Genomic DNA, 17430 nt, shown 5'->3' on the forward strand with positions numbered 1-17430 from the left:
GTCTTCCTTTTGTTTGGCCTACAACAGGCGTTTGCGCTGACTGGATGGCGGTATTGACAAAGACTCTCGATACTTAGCGATGGTCCGTCTGGCTACCATAATACCTTGTTCAGTAAGCAAATCCGCGATCTTGCTATCGCTTAAGGGTTTTGCTGTATTTTCAGCCGCGACCAGCTTCTTGATCAAAGCCCGGATTGCGGTGGAAGAACACTCCCCTCCATTATCAGTATTGACGTGACTTGAGAAAAAGTATTTAAGTTCGAAGATTCCACGAGGCGTATGCATGAATTTTTGTGTGGTCACACGCGAAATGGTCGACTCATGCATTTCTACCGCTTCGGCGACATCATTGAGAACCATGGGCTTCATAGCCTCTTCACCATATTCGAAAAAGTCTTGCTGCTGCAACACGATACAATTCGCTACTTTCAGCAGGGTTTCATTCCGGCTCTCCAGGCTCTTGATAAACCATTTGGCCTCTTGCAAGTGTGAGCGGATAAACTGACTGTCACTGCTGTTTCGAGCGCTGCGGGCCATGGAGGCATAGGTTTCGTTGATGCGAATTTTCGGCATGGCATCTGGGTTTAATTCTACCACCCACTTGCCCTGCTTCTTGCTGACCGCGACATCCGGAATCACATATTGGGAGTCGCTTTGGATAATACTGTTGCCAGGCCTCGGTTCCAGATGCTGGATCAGATCCAGCGCCTCCTTGAGTTCTCCTTCCTTGAGCTGCATCTTGCGGGCCAGATTGCGATAGTCCCGACTGGCCAGCAAGTCCATGTGCTCTTGCAGGATAGTTTTCGCTTCTTGAAGCCAAGGTGTGGTCTGTGGATATTGCCCCAGTTGGATCAGCAAACACTCCTGGACGGAGCGAGAGGCGACACCAACGGGGTCAAAGTGCTGAACTCTCTTGAGTACGGCTTCAACCTCATCCAGCTCGACTTCACGCTCGTCAGACTGCACTGCTTCAAGGATGTCCTCCAGGGTGGCCGTCAAATAGCCTGAATCATCAATTGCGTCGATGATCGAAAGCGCAATCGCCTGATCCAACTCGCTAAATGGTGTCAGTTGCATCTGCCAAAGCAGGTAATCTTGCAGTGTTTCTGTGGTCTCACCCTGATAGACAGGCTCATCGTCGCCGCTGGGTAAGCCACTGGCCTGATGGGTTCCTGCGGTATAAAGCTCATCCCAGGTGGTATCCATCGGCAACTCATCCGGCATGTTTTCCTGATTGAGTGCGTCGCTGGTGTTGAGCTGGCTACCATCCTGCTCGTCCCTGGCCTCGTCTGCTGCTTGCGCGTCGTCCCGTTCTTGCTCCGACATGGGCTCCAGATTATCACTCTCCTCCTGCTCCAGCAGGGGATTGGCATCGAGTGCCTGCTGGATCTCCTGTTGGAGCTCCAGTGTGGAGAGTTGTAGCAAGCGGATCGCTTGCTGAAGCTGTGGCGTCATGGCCAATGACTGACCAAGGCGCAACTGTAAAGTCGGTTTCATTAGTATCGCTCTTTCCTTAAATCGACAAACCGGGTCCTGCAGAGAGTGTTACCTATAGGGTGAATCCTTCTCCCAGATAAACTTTTTTCACCTGTTCGTTGTTGAGAATTTCGCTTGGAGCGCCCTCGGCAATAAGCTTGCCATGACTGACGATATAGGCTTTCTCGCAGACATCCAAGGTTTCTCGTACGTTATGATCGGTAATTAATACCCCAAGCCCACGATCGCGTAAATGTTCGATGATGCGTTTGATGTCGATGACCGAGATGGGGTCTACACCGGCAAATGGTTCATCTAACAGGATAAATCTGGGGTCTGCGGCCAGAGCTCTGGCGATTTCCACCCGCCGCCGTTCACCTCCGGAGAGGCTCATGCCAAGGCTATGGCGGATATGACTGATGTGAAACTCCTCGAGAAGAGACTCCATCTTGTCCGTTCTTTCCTCCCGGGTGAGATCACCACGGACTTCCAATACGCCCATTAAATTTTGTTCGACCGTGAGGCGACGGAAGATCGAGGCCTCTTGCGGCAGGTAACCAATGCCATTTCTGGCGCGCTCGTGCATCGGCAGAGAGGTGATGTCGATGTCATCGACCGTTACGCTACCGCCATCTTGGGGAACCAGACCGACGATCATGTAGAACGAGGTGGTTTTCCCGGCGCCATTTGGCCCGAGCAAACCGACGACCTGGCCGGTTTCAACTTGCAGGCTGACGTCACTGACCACGGTGCGGCTTTTATAACTCTTCTTCAGAGCGCTGGCTTTTAACAACGACATCTTATTGACCATCCTTCTGACTGGTCTGCTCTTGCAACTGTTCCGGCAAGAAAACAGTCTTGACTCGTGAGCCCTTGGCGGTACTTTCAGCGGCCATCTGCTGTTTCTGGATGTCATAGCGGATGACATCGCCGCTCACTTCATTGTCTTGCTGCTGCAATTTAGCCTTGTCGCTGAGCACGACCAGCTTCTCTTTGAGCTTATAGTGAAGGCGATTGGCACTGGCTTGTACCGGTTTACCATTATCCAGCACCTGGGAAAAGGTCGCGGGTGAGCCATAGGCGATCATCTCTTCTGCACCTTTTTGGCCATTGCGGATGACTTCGACTTTGCTGGCGGTGATTTTGATGGTGCCTTGAGTGATCACCACATCATCGAGAAACGACACTTTGTTGCTGCCCAGTTCGGCCAGTTGGCGTTGCGAGTCGACAAAGATCTTTTGCTGATAATCGGTTTGTTTGGCTATCCCGGCGCTGGAGGCCAGCAGCAGACAGCAGAGCACCTTAGCGGGCTTGGTTAAAGTAAATCGCATGACTGTTGTCCAATAGTTCATAGCTGTTTTGGTCCAGTTTCCCCAAGAGGCCAACGCCCTCATTGTGGAAGCCAGGTCCTTCGATCACGACTTTCAGATTGGTGCGCATTTGCTGGTTGGTCAGATCCAGCTCCATGTAGTCGGTGGTCAGTCGCTCGGCGATGGGCTGCGGCCCCAGGTTCTTCAGGACCACCTGATTGCGCAAAATAGCGCTATCACTGTTGTTGAGTACACCCTTCTCGCCACTGAGCTCCCATAACGGTTTGCCATCAGCATCCCGGGTCGTGATGCGCGGATGTTCCAGTTCGCTCATCTCTAACTGAGCGTAGTGTTCGGCGTAGTCGGCGGCCAACTCTTCCTTAAGGTGCCCTTTGGCATCGTAATGCTGGGTTCTCAATGCCTTGGCGGTGAATGAGGGTTGGTAGATAGATCCGCTTTGAGCCTGGCTGTCGCCAGTCTCCTGATCGAACCAGCGCCAGAGACCCAAGGCGAGGAGAAACATCAGACCAATCAGCCAATTCTGGCGACTCATACCGAAGCCCCTTGCGCCTGATCCAGCGCCTGATTGGCTTGCAGCAGCAAATCGCACACTTCGCGCACCGCACCTTCGCCACCGCGTAGCCGGGTGATGTAACGGGCGGCGCGTTGTGTTAACGGATGAGCATCCGCCACCGCAACACCCAGGCAACTAGCCTGCATGACCGGAATATCAATCACATCATCGCCAATATAGGCCGCCTGGTTCGCCTCCAGACCGAGGACATCCAGTAGATCCTGAAATGCAGGCAGCTTGGCGCCTTGGCCTTGATAGAGATGTTCGATACCCAATGCTGCCATTCGATCACTGACGATTCTCGAGTTTCGACCGGTGATGATACCGACTTCAATGCCAATATCGCGAAGAGCCTTGAGACCAAAGCCGTCTTTGGTGTGGAACGTCTTGAATTCCTCCCCCTGATTGCCCATGTAGATGCGGCCATCCGAAAGGACGCCGTCCACATCGCACACCAGCAGCCGGATCTGTCCGGCACGAGCGAACACGTCGGTACTGACCGGACCATACAAGGTCTCGATTTGGCTCATCAGACAACTCCAGCTTTCAGCACATCGTGCATATTGAAGGCGCCTATTGGACGGTTACTCTTATCGACGACGACCAAGCCGTTGATTTTTTTCGTTTGCATCAATTGCACGGCCTCGGCGGCCAACATCTCAGCCGGGACTGTCGTGCAACCGGTTTTCATGACACTCTCGATACGAGTCTGATGGATGTCGACACGCTGATCCAGGATCCGGCGCAGGTCACCATCGGTAAACAACCCGGCCAGGGTACCGTCGGGATTGAGGATGGTGGTCATGCCCAGCCCCTTGGCACTGACTTCCAGCAACGCATCACGAATGGATGCCTGACGCGAGACGGCCGGCAGCAGGTCACCGCTGTGCATCAGATCTGAATTGCGCAGCAACAGCTTACGGCCCAGGGCGCCACCAGGATGCGACATGGCAAAGTCTTCACTGGTGAATCCACGAGCCTCCAGCAAGGCGACGGCCAGGGCATCTCCCATGACCAGCGTGGCCGTGGTACTGGCGGTGGGGGCGAGTCCCAGCGGACAGGCTTCTTCGGGGACCCGAATGCACAGATGAATATCGGCCTCGTTGCCCATGGTGGAGGCTGAGTTGCTGGTCATGCAGATGAGCGGGTTACCCCAACGTTTCAGAACCGGCAATACCGCCAGAATTTCGCTGCTTTCTCCGGAGTTGGAGATGGCGATGACCACATCCTGCGGGGAGATCATTCCCAGGTCACCATGACTGGCTTCACCCGGGTGGACAAAAAAAGCCGCCGTGCCGGTGCTGGCGAAACTGGCAGCCATTTTGCGAGCTATATGCCCTGATTTGCCCATGCCCATGACGATCACTTTTCCGGTGCAGCGGAGCATCAGATCACAGGCACGATTGAATTCATCATTGATATATTCCTGCAGCCCACGTAAGGCTGCGATCTCGGTTTCCAGCACCCGGAGACCCACCTTCCGGTAATCGAACGATTTGGACATTATTCTGACTCCACAACAACTTACTGGCCGATTATATGAAACTCGAGGGGCAGAAGCGAATAACAACGCGTTGCCAAGCTAAACCGCAGCCATACAGAACAAGTTCCATACTGGCTTCCAGTTGCGAGTTGGATCACACACCCCTACAATGCGCACACTTACCAACGCATCAGGAAGATTCATTTGAGTGATGATTTGATCCGCATCTCCGGGCTCAGCTTCAGCCACGGTGAAAGGCTGTTGTACGATGATATCAGTCTGACGATTCCACGGGGCAAGATTACCGCCTTCATGGGGCCAAGCGGCATCGGCAAAACCACCTTGCTGCGGTTGATCGGCGGTCAAATCAAACCGGATGCTGGCCAGATCCTGTTCGATGGCCAGAATGTGCCGGAACTCTCCCGTCGTGAACTGTATGACTTGCGCAAGCGCATGAGCATGCTGTTTCAAAGTGGCGCGCTGTTTACCGGGCTCAACGTGTTTGACAACGTGGCCTTCCCGCTGCGTGAGCATACCCGGTTACCGGACGAGCTATTACGGACTCTGGTGTTGATGAAGCTGGAGTCGGTCGGCCTCCGGGGGGCAGAGCTCTTGATGCCATCTGAACTTTCCGGTGGCATGGCCCGTCGCGCCGCTCTGGCACGCGCTATTGCGCTGGATCCCGAGCTCATCATGTATGATGAGCCGTTCGTGGGGCAGGATCCCATTACCATGGCGGTTCTGGTCAAGCTCATCAAGCAACTGAATAAAACCTTGAATATTACCTCGGTGATCGTCTCTCACGATGTTCCCGAGGTCATGAGCATTGCCGATTATGTCTACCTGATTGCCAATCGCAAAGTGGTAGCCCATGGCACACCTGAGCAGTTGCGTGAAGAAGCCAATCCAGAAGTGGTGCAGTTTATCCACGGTCTCCCCGATGGTCCGGTCCCTTTCCATTATCCGGCCAACGATTACTTGCAGGAACTTTGAATGTTGTTAGAGCCTATCTTGCGTCTGGGACGCACTGGCATTCGTAGCCTGGAGGCCATCGGGCGGGCGGGGATTATGCTGTATCACGCCCTGGTCGGGCGACCACAACCAGCCAAGCATTTTCCGTTGTTGATCCAGCAGCTCTATGTCGTGGGTGTGCAGTCGGTGTTGATCATCCTGGTTTCCGGACTGTTCATCGGCATGGTGCTCGGCTTGCAGGGCTACAACGTGCTGGTTGAATTCAAGGCGGAAGGCAGCTTGGGTCCTTTGGTTTCTCTTTCCTTACTGCGTGAACTTGGGCCTGTGGTCGCCGCCCTGTTGTTTGCGGGGCGAGCCGGTTCGGCCTTGACGGCGGAAATCGGGCTGATGAAGGCGACAGAACAGCTCTCCAGCCTGGAGATGATGGCCATAGATCCGCTGCGGCGTATCGTATCACCACGCTTCTGGGCCGGGGTGATCAGCCTGCCGTTGCTGGCCTTGATGTTCAGCCTGATTGGCATCTATGGCGGCAAGCTAGTGGGTGTCGATTGGCTGGGGGTCGATGAAGGTACCTTCTGGTCTGGCATGCAGGCGGCTGTGGATTTTGGTGAGGATGTGATGCAGGGATGTATCAAGAGCCTGGTGTTTGCATTGGTGGTGACCTGGATTGCGTTGTTCAACGGCTATGATGCCAAACCGACTTCGGCCGGCATCAGCCAGGCGACGACGCGCACTGTGGTTCACTCTTCACTGGCTGTGCTCGGCCTCGATTTTATTCTGACTGCGGTCATGTTTGGGTGAGTATGATGAAATTCAATAAGATAGAGTTTGTCGTTGGCTGTTTCATGTTGGCTGGTATCCTGGCAGGCGTGCTGTTGGCACTCAAGGTCGCCGGTCTGACCTTCGACGATGGCCGTACCACGTATGCCCTGTATGCCCGCTTTGACAATATCGGCGGTTTGAAAGTCCGTTCGCCGATCAAGATCGGAGGGGTGGTGGTCGGACGGGTTGCCAATATCCAGATTGATAACAAAACACTAGCTCCGGTTGTCGAGATGCAGATCCAGCAGCAGTTCAATGCTCTGGCTAGTACCACCACCGCATCTATTCTGACCTCGGGCTTGCTCGGAGAGCAGTATATCGGTCTGACGCCCGGCTTCATGGATGAGGAGATGGGGACAGAGGTGTTGAAGAATGGCGATCGAATCGAAGACACCAAGTCAGCCATCGTATTGGAGGACTTGATCGGTAAGTTCCTCTACAGTCAAAGCAACAAGTGAGGCTCATCCCATGTTGAAACAATTGATTGGTATTCTGCTGTTGGCCTGTCTCGGCAGCTCGGCACAAGCGGCCTATCCTGCGGATCCCTTTGCGTTGATCAATGAAGCGGCCAACCGCACCTTTGACCGACTGAATCAAGACCAACAGAAGATCCACAGTGAACCGGGTTATCTGCGTGTGGTGATCCGCGATGAGCTGATGCCCTATGTCGACAATAAGTTTGCCGCCTATAAGGTTATTGGCAGCAACATCAAAGAGACCACACCGGCACAACGCGACCGCTTCACCCTGGCGTTCACCGATTACATCATCGCGACCTATGCCGATGCGCTGGCGAAATATGATCAGCAGAAAATCAAAGTCGAATCACCTCGTGATCTGGGCGATGACAAGGTGGTCTCGGTGAATGTGGCAGTGCTGGATCCGGGTAAACCGGATATCAACGTCATCTTCAAGTTGCGTCAAAACAACAAGACCGGTGAATGGAAGGCGTTCGACATGGTGGCCGAAGGGATCAGCCTGCTCTCCTCCAAGCAATCCGAGTTGGGTGGCATGATCCGGGATAAAGGTATTGATGCGGTTAGCCAGATGCTGGAAGAGCACAATAAGAAGCCGGCCCAGCTGCCAGGCAAAAAATCATGAAAATTAGTGGTGTGATCGATGCCGAGCGAGTTGCGGTCTGGTGGACGCAACGTGAATCCCTGTTTGCCAACAATCAGCTGGATCTGGCAGCGGTCACGCATGTTGATTCAGCCGGGTTGGCCTTTCTGGTCAAATGGGGCAAAGCCCGACAGGCGGCCGGTGAACTCATGCGCCTGACCGGGGTTTCCGATAGTTTCGCCAAACTGTGCTCTCTGTATGCGGTCGAGCCACTCTTTGACCTGCAATCCCAGCCCTAATTACGAGACGAGAAATGATGCAACCTACCGAGATTGAGAGTATCCTGCGGGCCGCATTGTCACTGGATGAGGTCTATGCCCAGGGTGATGGTGGCCACTTTCAAGTGATTGCCGTATCCCCGCTGTTTGCCGACATGAGTCGGGTCAAGAAACAGCAGACCGTCTATGCGCCCCTCTCGGAGCATATTGCCTCCAATGCCATTCATGCGCTGAGCATCAAGGCTTTTACTCCCGAGGAGTGGAAGCGCGAGAAAAAATTTATCATGCCCTCCTGAGGGAACGGATCTGATGGACAAATTCAAGATTTATGGTGGTTGCAGCCTGAACGGTGATGTGACCATTTCTGGCGCCAAAAATGCTGCGCTGCCAATACTATTTGCTTCCTTGCTGTGTGACGAAGAGATCCATCTCAGCAACGTACCCCATCTCAAGGATGTGAATACTACGCTGAAATTGCTGGAAATTTTGGGCGCAACTGTTCAGCGTAACGGCTCTGTTACTGTACTGGCCGGCGCGGTGAACCATCACATCGCCCCCTATGAACTGGTCAAGACCATGCGTGCCTCGATCCTGGCATTGGGCCCGTTAACGGCTCGCTTCGGCATGGCGGATGTTTCTCTGCCGGGCGGATGCGCCATTGGCGCTCGTCCGGTCAATTTGCACATCCACGGCCTGGAGCTGATGGGTGCCAAGATTGTAGTCGAAGAGGGCTACATCAAGGCGCGTGTCGATGGCCGCCTCAAGGGCGCACATATCCTGATGGATATGGTCTCGGTCACCGGGACAGAAAACCTGATGATGGCCGCTGTATTGGCCGATGGCCGTACCGTGATTGAAAATGCGGCCCGTGAACCTGAAGTGGTGGATCTGGCCAATTTCCTGATTGCGCTGGGTGCCAAGATCGAGGGGGTCGGTACTGCGACCCTGACCATCGACGGTGTCGAAAAACTGCATGGTGGCGAATACCGCGTGCAACCGGATCGTATCGAAACCGGCACCTTCCTGGTCGGTGCTGCTATCTCCAATGGTTGCATCACCTGTCACCAGACCGATCCTTCCTTGCTGGAAGCAGTGTTGGTGAAGCTGGAAGACGCCGGTGCCCTGATTGAAAAGGGCAAGGACTGGATCAAGCTGGATATGCGTGGTCGCACCTTGAAGCCGGTAAATATTACCACGGCTCCCTATCCGGCATTCCCGACCGATATGCAGGCGCAATTTACGGTGCTCAATGCCGTGGCCAAGGGAACCGGTGTGGTGACGGAAACCATCTTCGAGAATCGCTTCATGCATGTTCCTGAATTGGTGCGCATGGGGGCGGATGTCGAATTGCAAGGCAATACCGCAGTATGTCGGGATACCGACCACCTGAGTGGTGCCCAAGTGATGGCCACGGATCTGCGCGCCTCCGCCAGTCTGGTGTTGGCCGGTTTCGTCGCTGAAGGGATCACTATGGTGGATCGTATCTACCATATCGATCGCGGCTATGAAGATATCGAAGGCAAGTTGCGTGGGCTCGGTGGCAAAATCGAGCGTATCCACGGCGAACCGGTCTAACTGCCATCATTTGTTACCCAATTGATTTCAAGCCCCGCCATCTGTGCGGGGCTTTGTTTTTGGGCGCGGTAAAAAGAAAACGGGCCAAAATGGCCCGAAAAAGTGAGGAATGAAGGTCGCCGAACGTGGTTGGAGCCGGCGACCCGAGGTTGTTCAGTTCCTGCACTCACTACCGGCTCCTGTAGTGGCAAGTGCAACACCGGGAGCTCGTGACAACTACCGGAATAATATGCTGAAGTAACCTGACGTGGTTATATTCATCGTTTGTGGCAAAATACTCAATAAAGCGAAGCATAAAAGCTGTTGCTGGTGAATATTATCTGTTATTTGCGGAATATTTGGCTGATTCGTTAAAAATGAAGGGGCTTCATGAGCGAGAATCATAGAATCGATAATCTGGATCGCAGCATTCTGTCTGCCTTGCAGCTGGATGCTCGAACTCCGTATGCCGAATTGGGTAAGCGCTTCAGTGTGAGTCCGGCGACGATTCATGTGCGGGTGGAGAAGATGAAACAAGCCGGGATTATCACCGGCACCCAGGCTCTGGTGAACGTCAAACAGCTAGGCTATGACGTTTGTTGCTTCATCGGCATCAATCTGAAGAGCGCCAAGGACTATGCCTCGGCGTTGGCACAGCTGGAGCGGCTGGAGGAGGTGGTCGAAGCCTATTACACCACGGGTCATTACAATATTTTTATCAAGATCATGACCCGCTCAATCGATGAGCTACACAGCCTGTTGACCAACCGGATCCAGGCAATTGATGAAATCCAGTCCACCGAAACCCTGATTTCATTGCACAATCCGATTTCACGCCAAGTCGTGCCTTGAGCCAGATTAGAGTAGCAGTACGCTACAGAAGGTAATCAGCATGATGACAATCAGGATCACGCTGATCAGGGCATATTTCAATTCTTGGGTCATGATTTTCTCCGGTGCTTATGGTGGACGGGGAGTGGGCGCACTGAATATGCAGCCAGGCTAGCTTTCTGGTTATAACCGATCCTCAATGGGAGCGGATCCTGTTTGCGAGCAGAATGTTCGAGCCATCACGCCTTTGAGGGATTATCCGAGCATCACTGGCGTTCGGCTGAATGGTGAACAATAGTCAACGGGAGTTCGATTGTTCAGTCCGGAGGCGGATATGCTGCGTCAAATGGTGTTACCCCCCTTGCTCGCATTTGTGCTGCTGTTTATCGTCAGCAATCTGGTGCATTCCTTCTAGTTTTTTCGAAGCAGCTGTTTTATCTCGTTTTTAAGCGTTGATTTGTCTATCCTCGGCCACCAGTATCCCGATGCGCTCGCGTCGGGATACTCGTGCTTTTTATCTGATTACGAGGGATACAAGATGGAAGATCTCTGGGCATTGGGGCATGCCGACGATTCATTCGGTGGTTCTGTGCTGGGCAGTAAAGGAACCCAATGGCTGTGGTTTCACGACCGGGATGAAGTTCTGGATTACCTGGTCAGTGATTATGTCGACTTGCTGGCCGATACCGGCGAGCTGGATGAAGAGCAAGCCGAGTCCGCTCGTGAGCGGTTTACCGACCTGGTCGATTCTTGCGAGAGCGATGAACAGTTGGTTCGAGAACTCAACGAGCTGAGTGTCGAATTACGACGCATCATCTGGTTTGGTTCGTTATCTGAACTGGCAACCAGCTACCGCGACTTTGCCATGTCCCTGCGTCACTACTACTGGCAGCAATTGGGGGAAGAGGATGAACCTGATGCCGCTGTAGAGCCTGAACAGTGGGGGGAACTGGTCGAAATGCTGGATGATTTCCTGATTGAGGGCAGCTTTCACTGATTCTCGTTGTCCGCTGACTTGGCAAACATCGAAGCATGAAGGATACTGTTTTTATATACATGCATTCAGTGCCGAGTGATGCGACTCTATATTGCCGAAAAGCCCAGTCTTGGCCGCGCCATTGCCGAGGTATTACCTAAACCGCACGAAAAAGGTGAGGGCTATGTGCGTGCGGCGAATGGGGACGTGGTCAGTTGGTGTATCGGCCATCTGTTGGAACAGGTCGCGCCGGAAGAGTACGATCCGCGCTTCAAATCCTGGCAGTGGCAGACTCTGCCGATTATCCCTGAACGCTGGCAAGTCAAGCCGCGGAGCAGTAGCCGTAAGCAACTGGGTATCTTGAAGCAGTGGGTCAAGCAGGCCGATGAGTTGGTGCATGCCGGAGATCCGGATCGGGAAGGTCAGCTCCTGGTGGATGAGGTCATCGACTATCTGGCCGTGCCGAAATCCAAACGGGATCAAATGCTGCGCTGTCTGATCAGCGATTTGAATCCACCCGCCGTCCGCCGCGCACTCGAGACGCTACGCAGTAACCGGGAGTTTCTGTCCCTGAGCACCTCGGCCTTGGCGCGATCCCGTGCCGATTGGTTATATGGCATCAATATGACCCGGGCATACACCTTGCTGGCCCGCTCCAGCGGCAGTCAGGCTCTGCTTTCCGTAGGGCGCGTGCAAACTCCCATTCTCGGCTTGGTCGTGCGTCGTGATGCCGAAATCGATGCTTTCAGCAGCAAGCCCTATTACACGGTTCTCGCTCACATCGTCACCAAGCCCGGTGTGCATTTTACGGCCGAGTGGCAGCCCTCGGCGGCGTGCCAACCTTGGCAGGATGAGGAGGGGCGTGTACTCTCGCGGGCTCTGGCGGACAAGGTGGTTGAGCGGATCGGCGGTCAGCCGGGAACGGTTCAAGAGTATCAGATCAAGGTGGTCAAACAGTCGGCCCCGCTGCCCTATAACTTATCGGCATTACAAATCGATGCCTCCCGGCAGCTGAACCTGAGTCCGAAACAGACGCTGGATCTGTGCCAGCAACTCTATGAGCGTCACAAACTTATCACCTATCCCCGTTCGGATTGCCGTTACCTGCCCAACGAGCATCATCGACTGGCCAGCCAGGTCGCGGCGGCGATTGGTATGGTACAGCCCACATTGCAGGCTGCAGTCCAGAGCGCGGATTTTCAGTTACGCTCCGCCGCCTGGAATGATACTAAGGTGTCTGCCCACCACGGCATCATTCCCACTGAGCGCCGGATGAATGGTGAGAGCTTGAGCCGCCAGGAATTGGCGTTATATACGCTCATTGCTCGTCACTATCTGGCGCAGTTTTATCCGCCGTTGCAGCGCCGAGAAACCCGGATCGGTATCGAGATCGCCGGAGGCCAATTTTTGGCGAAGGGACGGGAAATCTTGCTCCCGGGTTGGCGAGTCGTGCTATCGGCGGATTGGGCGGATGAAGAGCCTGAGTCGCGGCTTCCGCTTCTGCAACAGGGGGATGTTGTACATTGCGAGCGGGGCGAGCGGATTGACAAGCAAACCCAGCCGCCAAAACCGTTCACCGATGCCACCCTGCTGGCGGCCATGACGGGCATTGCTCGCTACGTGCAGGACAATAGCCTGCGGCAGATATTGCGGGAGACCGATGGCCTGGGAACCGAGGCGACTCGAGCCGGCATTCTGGAGTTACTGTTTCAACGCGGGTTTTTACAACATCAGGGCAAAAGCATCCGCGCCACCGAAATGGGTAAGGCCTTGATCCGAGCTTTGCCGGTTGCGGCCAGTTTGCCGGATATGACGGCGCGTTGGGAGCGTGCGCTGTCAGCCATTGAACAACGGGAGTTGCCCTACCAGAGCTTCATGCAGCCCCTGCAGCAAGAGCTGAGTCGATTGATCGCGGAGGCGCAGTCCGGCCGTGAGTCGGTTCGTGAGCTCTTTGCGGCTATGCCAGCCGCGCCAACCCGAGGCGCCGGGCAAGGTTACCGACAGAGGAAAGGCAAATTTTCGTCATCCCGCCGGCCATCCGCACCACATTCTGCCGCCGATGCCTCCCCGGCCCCATCCCGCGCACCACGAAAAGCTCCGGTCCGCAAGGGGAGAGGAAAAGCAACTCCTCTCTGACCATATCCCGGAACAAGCAGCGCCGGGGACATGGGACCGGTGTCGGAGGGTACAGCCCGACTGCACTATGGGGTACACTCAACGACCTGATGGTAAGGAGTGGTTTATGACCCCGAGCGCGCACTTTGACCTGACCCCCTGGAATACGTTTGGCATGAAAGCCTATGCCGACTGGGGACTGGCTTTCGACTCTCTGGCCGAGTTGCAACAGATTCTGCTGGATGATCGTTGGCGGAATCTGCCCCGGCTGGTTCTGGGGGGGGGAAGTAATATCTTGTTCACCAGTGACTTTTCGGGTTTGGTCTTGGTAAATGCCATGAAAGGGATCGATGTGACCGAGTGTGACGATGCTTGGTCATTGCATGTTGCTGCCGGAGAGAACTGGCACCAACTGGTACAATGGAGTCTGAGTCAAGGTATGGCTGGCCTCGAAAACATGGCTCTGATCCCGGGGTCGGTTGGGGCAGCTCCGGTACAAAATATTGGTGCCTACGGCGTTGAAGTGTGTCGTTACTGCAGTTACGTCGACGTATGGGATCTGGATCTGCAACAACAGCTACGGATCCCGGCTCAAGAGTGCGGATTCGGATATCGGGAGAGTCGTTTCAAGCAAGAATGGCAACATAGCCGGATTATCACAGCCGTCGGATTCAAATTACCGAAACAGTGGCAAGCCGTTACCGGTTACGGACCGCTACGCGAGCTCGGGTCTCAAGTCACAGCCCAACAGATCTTTAATACCGTTTGCCAGTTAAGGCTTGAAAAATTACCGCAACCTGAACAGTTGGGGAATGCAGGGAGCTTCTTCAAGAATCCGACGGTCGACGCTGGAAAAGCTGCCGCATTGCAAGCCGAGTATCCGGTTATGCCCGCTTATCCGCAGGCGGATGGCTCTGTGAAACTGGCTGCGGGCTGGCTGATTGAGCGGGCTGGACTCAAGGGGCTGGAGATGGGGCGCGCGGCTGTTCATGCCCAGCAAGCCCTGGTCCTGGTGAACCTGGGGGGGGCGGCGGCATTTGAAATCGTGAAACTGGCAAAACATGTCCAACAGCGGGTCCATGAACAATTTGGTATCAAGCTGACTCCGGAAGTGCGTTTTATGGGCACAACTGGCGAGGTGACCCTGGATGAGGCCTGCTCATGCGCCGATTGACGGAGAGGCAACAACAATTACTGCAACTACTGGCTGATGGTGAATTTCACTCCGGCGAACAAATTGGCCAGCAATTGGCGATCAGTCGTGCGGCGATCAGTTTACAGGTGAAGAGCCTCAAGGCTCTGGGGCTGGATATTTTTAGTGTCACCGGTAAAGGATATCGTCTTGCCCGACCTTTGGAGTTGCTCGATGCCGCTTATCTGGAGCAGTTACCGGGGGCGCCTATTCATTGTATCGCCGTGATCGATTCGACTAATCAGTACATGATGAGTCGATTGGCGGATTGGCAAAAAGGTGAGTGCCTATTAGCGGAGTGTCAGACCTCGGGGCGTGGCCGCCGCGGGCGACAATGGGTTTCGCCATTCGCGGGGCAGATGATTATGAGTCTGTACTGGCGACTGGAGTCCGGATTCGCCGCTGCTATGGGCTTGAGCCTGGTTGTCGGTGTGGCACTGGCGGAAACCCTGCAGGCGCTGAATTACCCTGATGTTGGCTTGAAATGGCCCAATGATCTCTATGCCCGAGGTGAAAAACTGGCCGGGATCCTGGTGGAGATGTCCGCGATCGCTGGAGGCAGTTGCCATGTCGTCGTGGGGGTGGGATTGAATCTGACGATGCCAGTCGAGCTGGGTGCCCATATCGGTCAACCCTGGACCTCATTAGCCCGCTTGCGCAGTGAGCCACTGCAGCGGAATCTCCTGACGGCCACCTTTATCCAGAATTTACGCCGGGCATTGGAAAGTTTCGAGCAAGATGGTCTGGCGCCATTTGTCGAGCGGTGGAATCGTCTGGATATTTATCGGGATAAACCTGTGCAACTTACCCTTGGGGAACAGCAGATATCCGGGGTGGTGCGTGGCATCAACCCACAGGGTGGTCTGGTTCTGGAGCGGAATGACACGTTGGAAGTGTATATGGGTGGGGAGATTTCGCTGCGCGGGATCTGAGCATCCCGCACCGCTCTCTGAACGCTATTTCCGCAATTTAACCTGCTCGATGGCATGAGCTGCGCCTTTGGTCAGGATCAGGCTGGCGCGCTCACGAGTCGGCAAAATATTCGACTTCAGATTCGGATAGTTGATTTCGTCCCAGATGGTACTGGCGATGGCAATGGACTCGTCTTCGCTTAATGCGGCGTAATGATGGAAATAACAAGTCGGATCGGCAAAGGCACCCTTGCGGAAACGCAAAAAGCGCTCGATATACCAATTTTTCAACAGCGATTCTTCGGCATCCACATAGATAGAAAAATCGACAAAGTCGGACACAAATACATGATGTGGATCATGGGGATAATCCATACCGCTCTGCAACACGTTCAATCCTTCAATGATCAGGATATCGGGTTGCTCGACCCGCTTTTCTGCTTCCGGAACTATGTCGTAGATATGGTGGGAATAAACCGGTGCGCTGACACTTTCCGAACCAGCCTTGATATCTGCAACGAAATTGACCAAGCGCCGCATGTCATATGACTGCGGGAAGCCTTTCTTTTTCATCAAGCCACGAGCTTCCAGCTCCTGATTAGGAAACAGAAAGCCATCTGTGGTGATGAGTTCGACTTTCGGGTGTTCCGGCCAGCGATCCAACAGTGCCTGCAAAATACGCGCTGTCGTACTCTTGCCGACGGCGACACTGCCAGCAATGCTGATGACGTAGGGCAGGTGAGACGGCTGAGTGCCTAAAAACTGCTCGATAACCTTGCTACGACTCTGGCGCGCTTTGACATACAGATTCAACAAGCGGGATAGGGGCAGATATATATCCCGCACCTCGTCCAACGAGAGTTCATCATGGATCCCGCGGAGCTGGATCAGATCCTGCTCGGTCAGTGTCATAGGTACTGCCGCGCGCAGGTCGGACCACTGATCACGGGAAAAACTCAGATAAGGAGACAAGTGGCCTGTATCGATCGTCATGCAAAACTCCCTTTTTAAGCAGGGCGACATTACACCAAGGGGGGAGGGCTCACAAGCCGCAGGGGAATGGCTTGAACGGAGTTTTTGTACTTTTAGCGCGTTCTAGCCAAAAAAACAGCAACCATCCGGTTGCAAGGAATCAATTCCATACCCTAAAATGCCCGCGCTCGTGCATGGGTCTGTGTTGTTGTCGCAGAGCCACGCCGCAATCCGGAGGGGTTCCCGAGCGGCCAAAGGGATCAGACTGTAAATCTGACGGCTCTGCCTTCGAAGGTTCGAATCCTTCTCCCTCCACCAGTTTTTAGGGTTCGAGGTTGTTGGTCTGAAAAACAAGCGGGCATCGTATAATGGCTATTACCTCAGCCTTCCAAGCTGATGACGCGGGTTCGATTCCCGCTGCCCGCTCCAATATCCACCGCGATAAATAAGTTCCTATTTAATCAGTTACTGGAACTTTGCGGGCGGATATGCCGTTTACCAATCAACACCTTGAGTTTATTCCAGTAGCGACTTGTGCGGTGGCTAGCCACCACTTGAGCAGTGATAGTTAGAGGGACGAGCATGTCTAAAGAAAAATTTGAACGTACAAAACCCCACGTTAACGTAGGTACTATCGGCCACGTTGACCACGGTAAGACCACCCTGACTGCCGCCATCACCGCAGTGCTGGCCAAGACCTACGGCGGTAAGGCCTTCGCTTTCGACCAAATCGACAAGGCACCGGAAGAAAAGGCTCGTGGTATCACCATCAACACCTCTCACGTTGAGTACGACACCCCGGCACGTCACTACGCACACGTCGACTGCCCAGGCCACGCCGACTACGTGAAGAACATGATCACCGGTGCTGCTCAAATGGACGGCGCTATCCTGGTTGTTGCTGC

The 17430-nt window shown here is 54.3% G+C and carries 20 protein-coding genes and 2 tRNA genes; 15 read left to right on the forward strand and 7 right to left on the reverse strand.

What is annotated here, in order from left to right; all coding sequences use genetic code 11:
• Positions 1-18: 18 nt before the first annotated feature.
• The 6 genes from ACYVG7_RS03045 to ACYVG7_RS03070 are packed head-to-tail and all read right to left on the reverse strand — an operon-like array spanning position 19 to position 4864.
• Positions 19-1497 carry an RNA polymerase factor sigma-54 gene (locus tag ACYVG7_RS03045; protein ID WP_460881776.1) on the reverse strand — a complete coding sequence of 493 codons (1479 nt, stop codon included), beginning with the start codon at positions 1495-1497 and terminating at the stop codon, positions 19-21.
• 52 nt (positions 1498-1549) lie between these two features.
• Positions 1550-2275, reverse strand: coding sequence for an LPS export ABC transporter ATP-binding protein (gene lptB, locus ACYVG7_RS03050; protein ID WP_460881777.1), 726 nt, complete (start codon positions 2273-2275; stop codon positions 1550-1552).
• A 1-nt stretch (position 2276) separates the two neighbouring features.
• Positions 2277-2807 (reverse strand): lipopolysaccharide transport periplasmic protein LptA, encoded by a 531-nt coding sequence (gene lptA / locus ACYVG7_RS03055; RefSeq protein WP_460881778.1) that lies wholly within the window; start codon positions 2805-2807, stop codon positions 2277-2279.
• Positions 2779-3339 (reverse strand): LPS export ABC transporter periplasmic protein LptC, encoded by a 561-nt coding sequence (gene lptC, locus ACYVG7_RS03060; protein ID WP_460881779.1) that lies wholly within the window; start codon positions 3337-3339, stop codon positions 2779-2781. The genes lptA and lptC overlap by 29 nt, the downstream gene beginning before the upstream one ends.
• Positions 3336-3890, reverse strand: coding sequence for a 3-deoxy-manno-octulosonate-8-phosphatase KdsC (gene kdsC, locus ACYVG7_RS03065; RefSeq protein ID WP_460881780.1), 555 nt, complete (start codon positions 3888-3890; stop codon positions 3336-3338). The genes lptC and kdsC overlap by 4 nt, the downstream gene beginning before the upstream one ends.
• Entirely contained in the window at positions 3890-4864 is a 975-nt protein-coding gene (locus ACYVG7_RS03070) for a KpsF/GutQ family sugar-phosphate isomerase (RefSeq protein WP_460881781.1), read from the reverse strand. The genes kdsC and ACYVG7_RS03070 overlap by 1 nt, the downstream gene beginning before the upstream one ends.
• Before the next feature lie 183 nt (positions 4865-5047).
• Here ACYVG7_RS03070 and mlaF point away from each other — a divergent pair, with 183 nt between their 5' ends.
• The 12 genes from mlaF (at position 5048) to birA (ending at position 15574) form a co-directional block, all read left to right on the forward strand.
• Complete coding sequence (gene mlaF / locus ACYVG7_RS03075; protein WP_460881782.1) at positions 5048-5836, forward strand: phospholipid ABC transporter ATP-binding protein MlaF; 789 nt, start codon at positions 5048-5050, stop codon at positions 5834-5836.
• Positions 5837-6616 carry a lipid asymmetry maintenance ABC transporter permease subunit MlaE gene (mlaE, locus tag ACYVG7_RS03080; RefSeq protein WP_460881783.1) on the forward strand — a complete coding sequence of 260 codons (780 nt, stop codon included), beginning with the start codon at positions 5837-5839 and terminating at the stop codon, positions 6614-6616.
• A gap of 5 nt (positions 6617-6621) precedes the next feature.
• Complete coding sequence (gene mlaD / locus ACYVG7_RS03085; RefSeq protein WP_460881795.1) at positions 6622-7095, forward strand: outer membrane lipid asymmetry maintenance protein MlaD; 474 nt, start codon at positions 6622-6624, stop codon at positions 7093-7095.
• Between the two features lie 10 nt (positions 7096-7105).
• Positions 7106-7738: a phospholipid-binding protein MlaC gene (gene mlaC, locus ACYVG7_RS03090; protein WP_460881784.1), complete on the forward strand. Its 633-nt coding sequence runs from the start codon at positions 7106-7108 to the stop codon at positions 7736-7738.
• Entirely contained in the window at positions 7735-7995 is a 261-nt protein-coding gene (locus tag ACYVG7_RS03095; protein WP_460881785.1) for an STAS domain-containing protein, read from the forward strand. Before mlaC ends, ACYVG7_RS03095 begins: the two co-directional genes overlap by 4 nt.
• A gap of 17 nt (positions 7996-8012) precedes the next feature.
• The gene (ibaG, locus tag ACYVG7_RS03100; RefSeq protein ID WP_460881796.1) at positions 8013-8270 is read left to right on the forward strand and encodes a BolA family iron metabolism protein IbaG; all 258 of its coding nucleotides are present in this window, start codon (positions 8013-8015) and stop codon (positions 8268-8270) included.
• A 13-nt stretch (positions 8271-8283) separates the two neighbouring features.
• The gene (murA, locus tag ACYVG7_RS03105) at positions 8284-9549 is read left to right on the forward strand and encodes a UDP-N-acetylglucosamine 1-carboxyvinyltransferase (protein WP_460881786.1); all 1266 of its coding nucleotides are present in this window, start codon (positions 8284-8286) and stop codon (positions 9547-9549) included.
• A gap of 369 nt (positions 9550-9918) precedes the next feature.
• Positions 9919-10380: a transcriptional regulator AsnC gene (gene asnC, locus ACYVG7_RS03110; RefSeq protein ID WP_460881787.1), complete on the forward strand. Its 462-nt coding sequence runs from the start codon at positions 9919-9921 to the stop codon at positions 10378-10380.
• A gap of 517 nt (positions 10381-10897) precedes the next feature.
• A complete protein-coding gene (locus ACYVG7_RS03115) occupies positions 10898-11356 on the forward strand; it encodes a hypothetical protein (RefSeq protein WP_460881788.1) in 459 nt (152 codons plus the stop codon).
• 78 nt (positions 11357-11434) lie between these two features.
• Entirely contained in the window at positions 11435-13471 is a 2037-nt protein-coding gene (locus ACYVG7_RS03120; RefSeq protein ID WP_460881789.1) for a DNA topoisomerase III, read from the forward strand.
• 106 nt (positions 13472-13577) lie between these two features.
• Positions 13578-14624, forward strand: a complete 1047-nt coding sequence (gene murB / locus ACYVG7_RS03125) for a UDP-N-acetylmuramate dehydrogenase (RefSeq protein WP_460881790.1) — start codon at positions 13578-13580, stop codon at positions 14622-14624.
• Positions 14612-15574, forward strand: coding sequence for a bifunctional biotin--[acetyl-CoA-carboxylase] ligase/biotin operon repressor BirA (gene birA, locus ACYVG7_RS03130; RefSeq protein WP_460881791.1), 963 nt, complete (start codon positions 14612-14614; stop codon positions 15572-15574). The genes murB and birA overlap by 13 nt, the downstream gene beginning before the upstream one ends.
• A gap of 24 nt (positions 15575-15598) precedes the next feature.
• On the opposite strand, the gene coaA is transcribed toward birA, so the two are convergent.
• Positions 15599-16546, reverse strand: a complete 948-nt coding sequence (gene coaA / locus ACYVG7_RS03135; RefSeq protein WP_460881792.1) for a type I pantothenate kinase — start codon at positions 16544-16546, stop codon at positions 15599-15601.
• Positions 16547-16758: 212 nt separating this feature from the next.
• On the opposite strand from coaA, the gene ACYVG7_RS03140 reads away from it, so the two are divergent.
• From ACYVG7_RS03140 to ACYVG7_RS03150, 3 genes are all read left to right on the forward strand, one after another.
• Positions 16759-16843, forward strand: a tRNA-Tyr gene (locus ACYVG7_RS03140).
• 36 nt (positions 16844-16879) lie between these two features.
• Positions 16880-16954 (forward strand) — tRNA-Gly (locus tag ACYVG7_RS03145).
• Between the two features lie 153 nt (positions 16955-17107).
• Positions 17108-17430: GTP-binding protein (locus tag ACYVG7_RS03150; RefSeq protein ID WP_460881793.1), on the forward strand; the 323-nt coding region annotated here is incomplete at its 3' end.

This window comes from Pseudaeromonas pectinilytica (genome assembly GCF_054780855.1).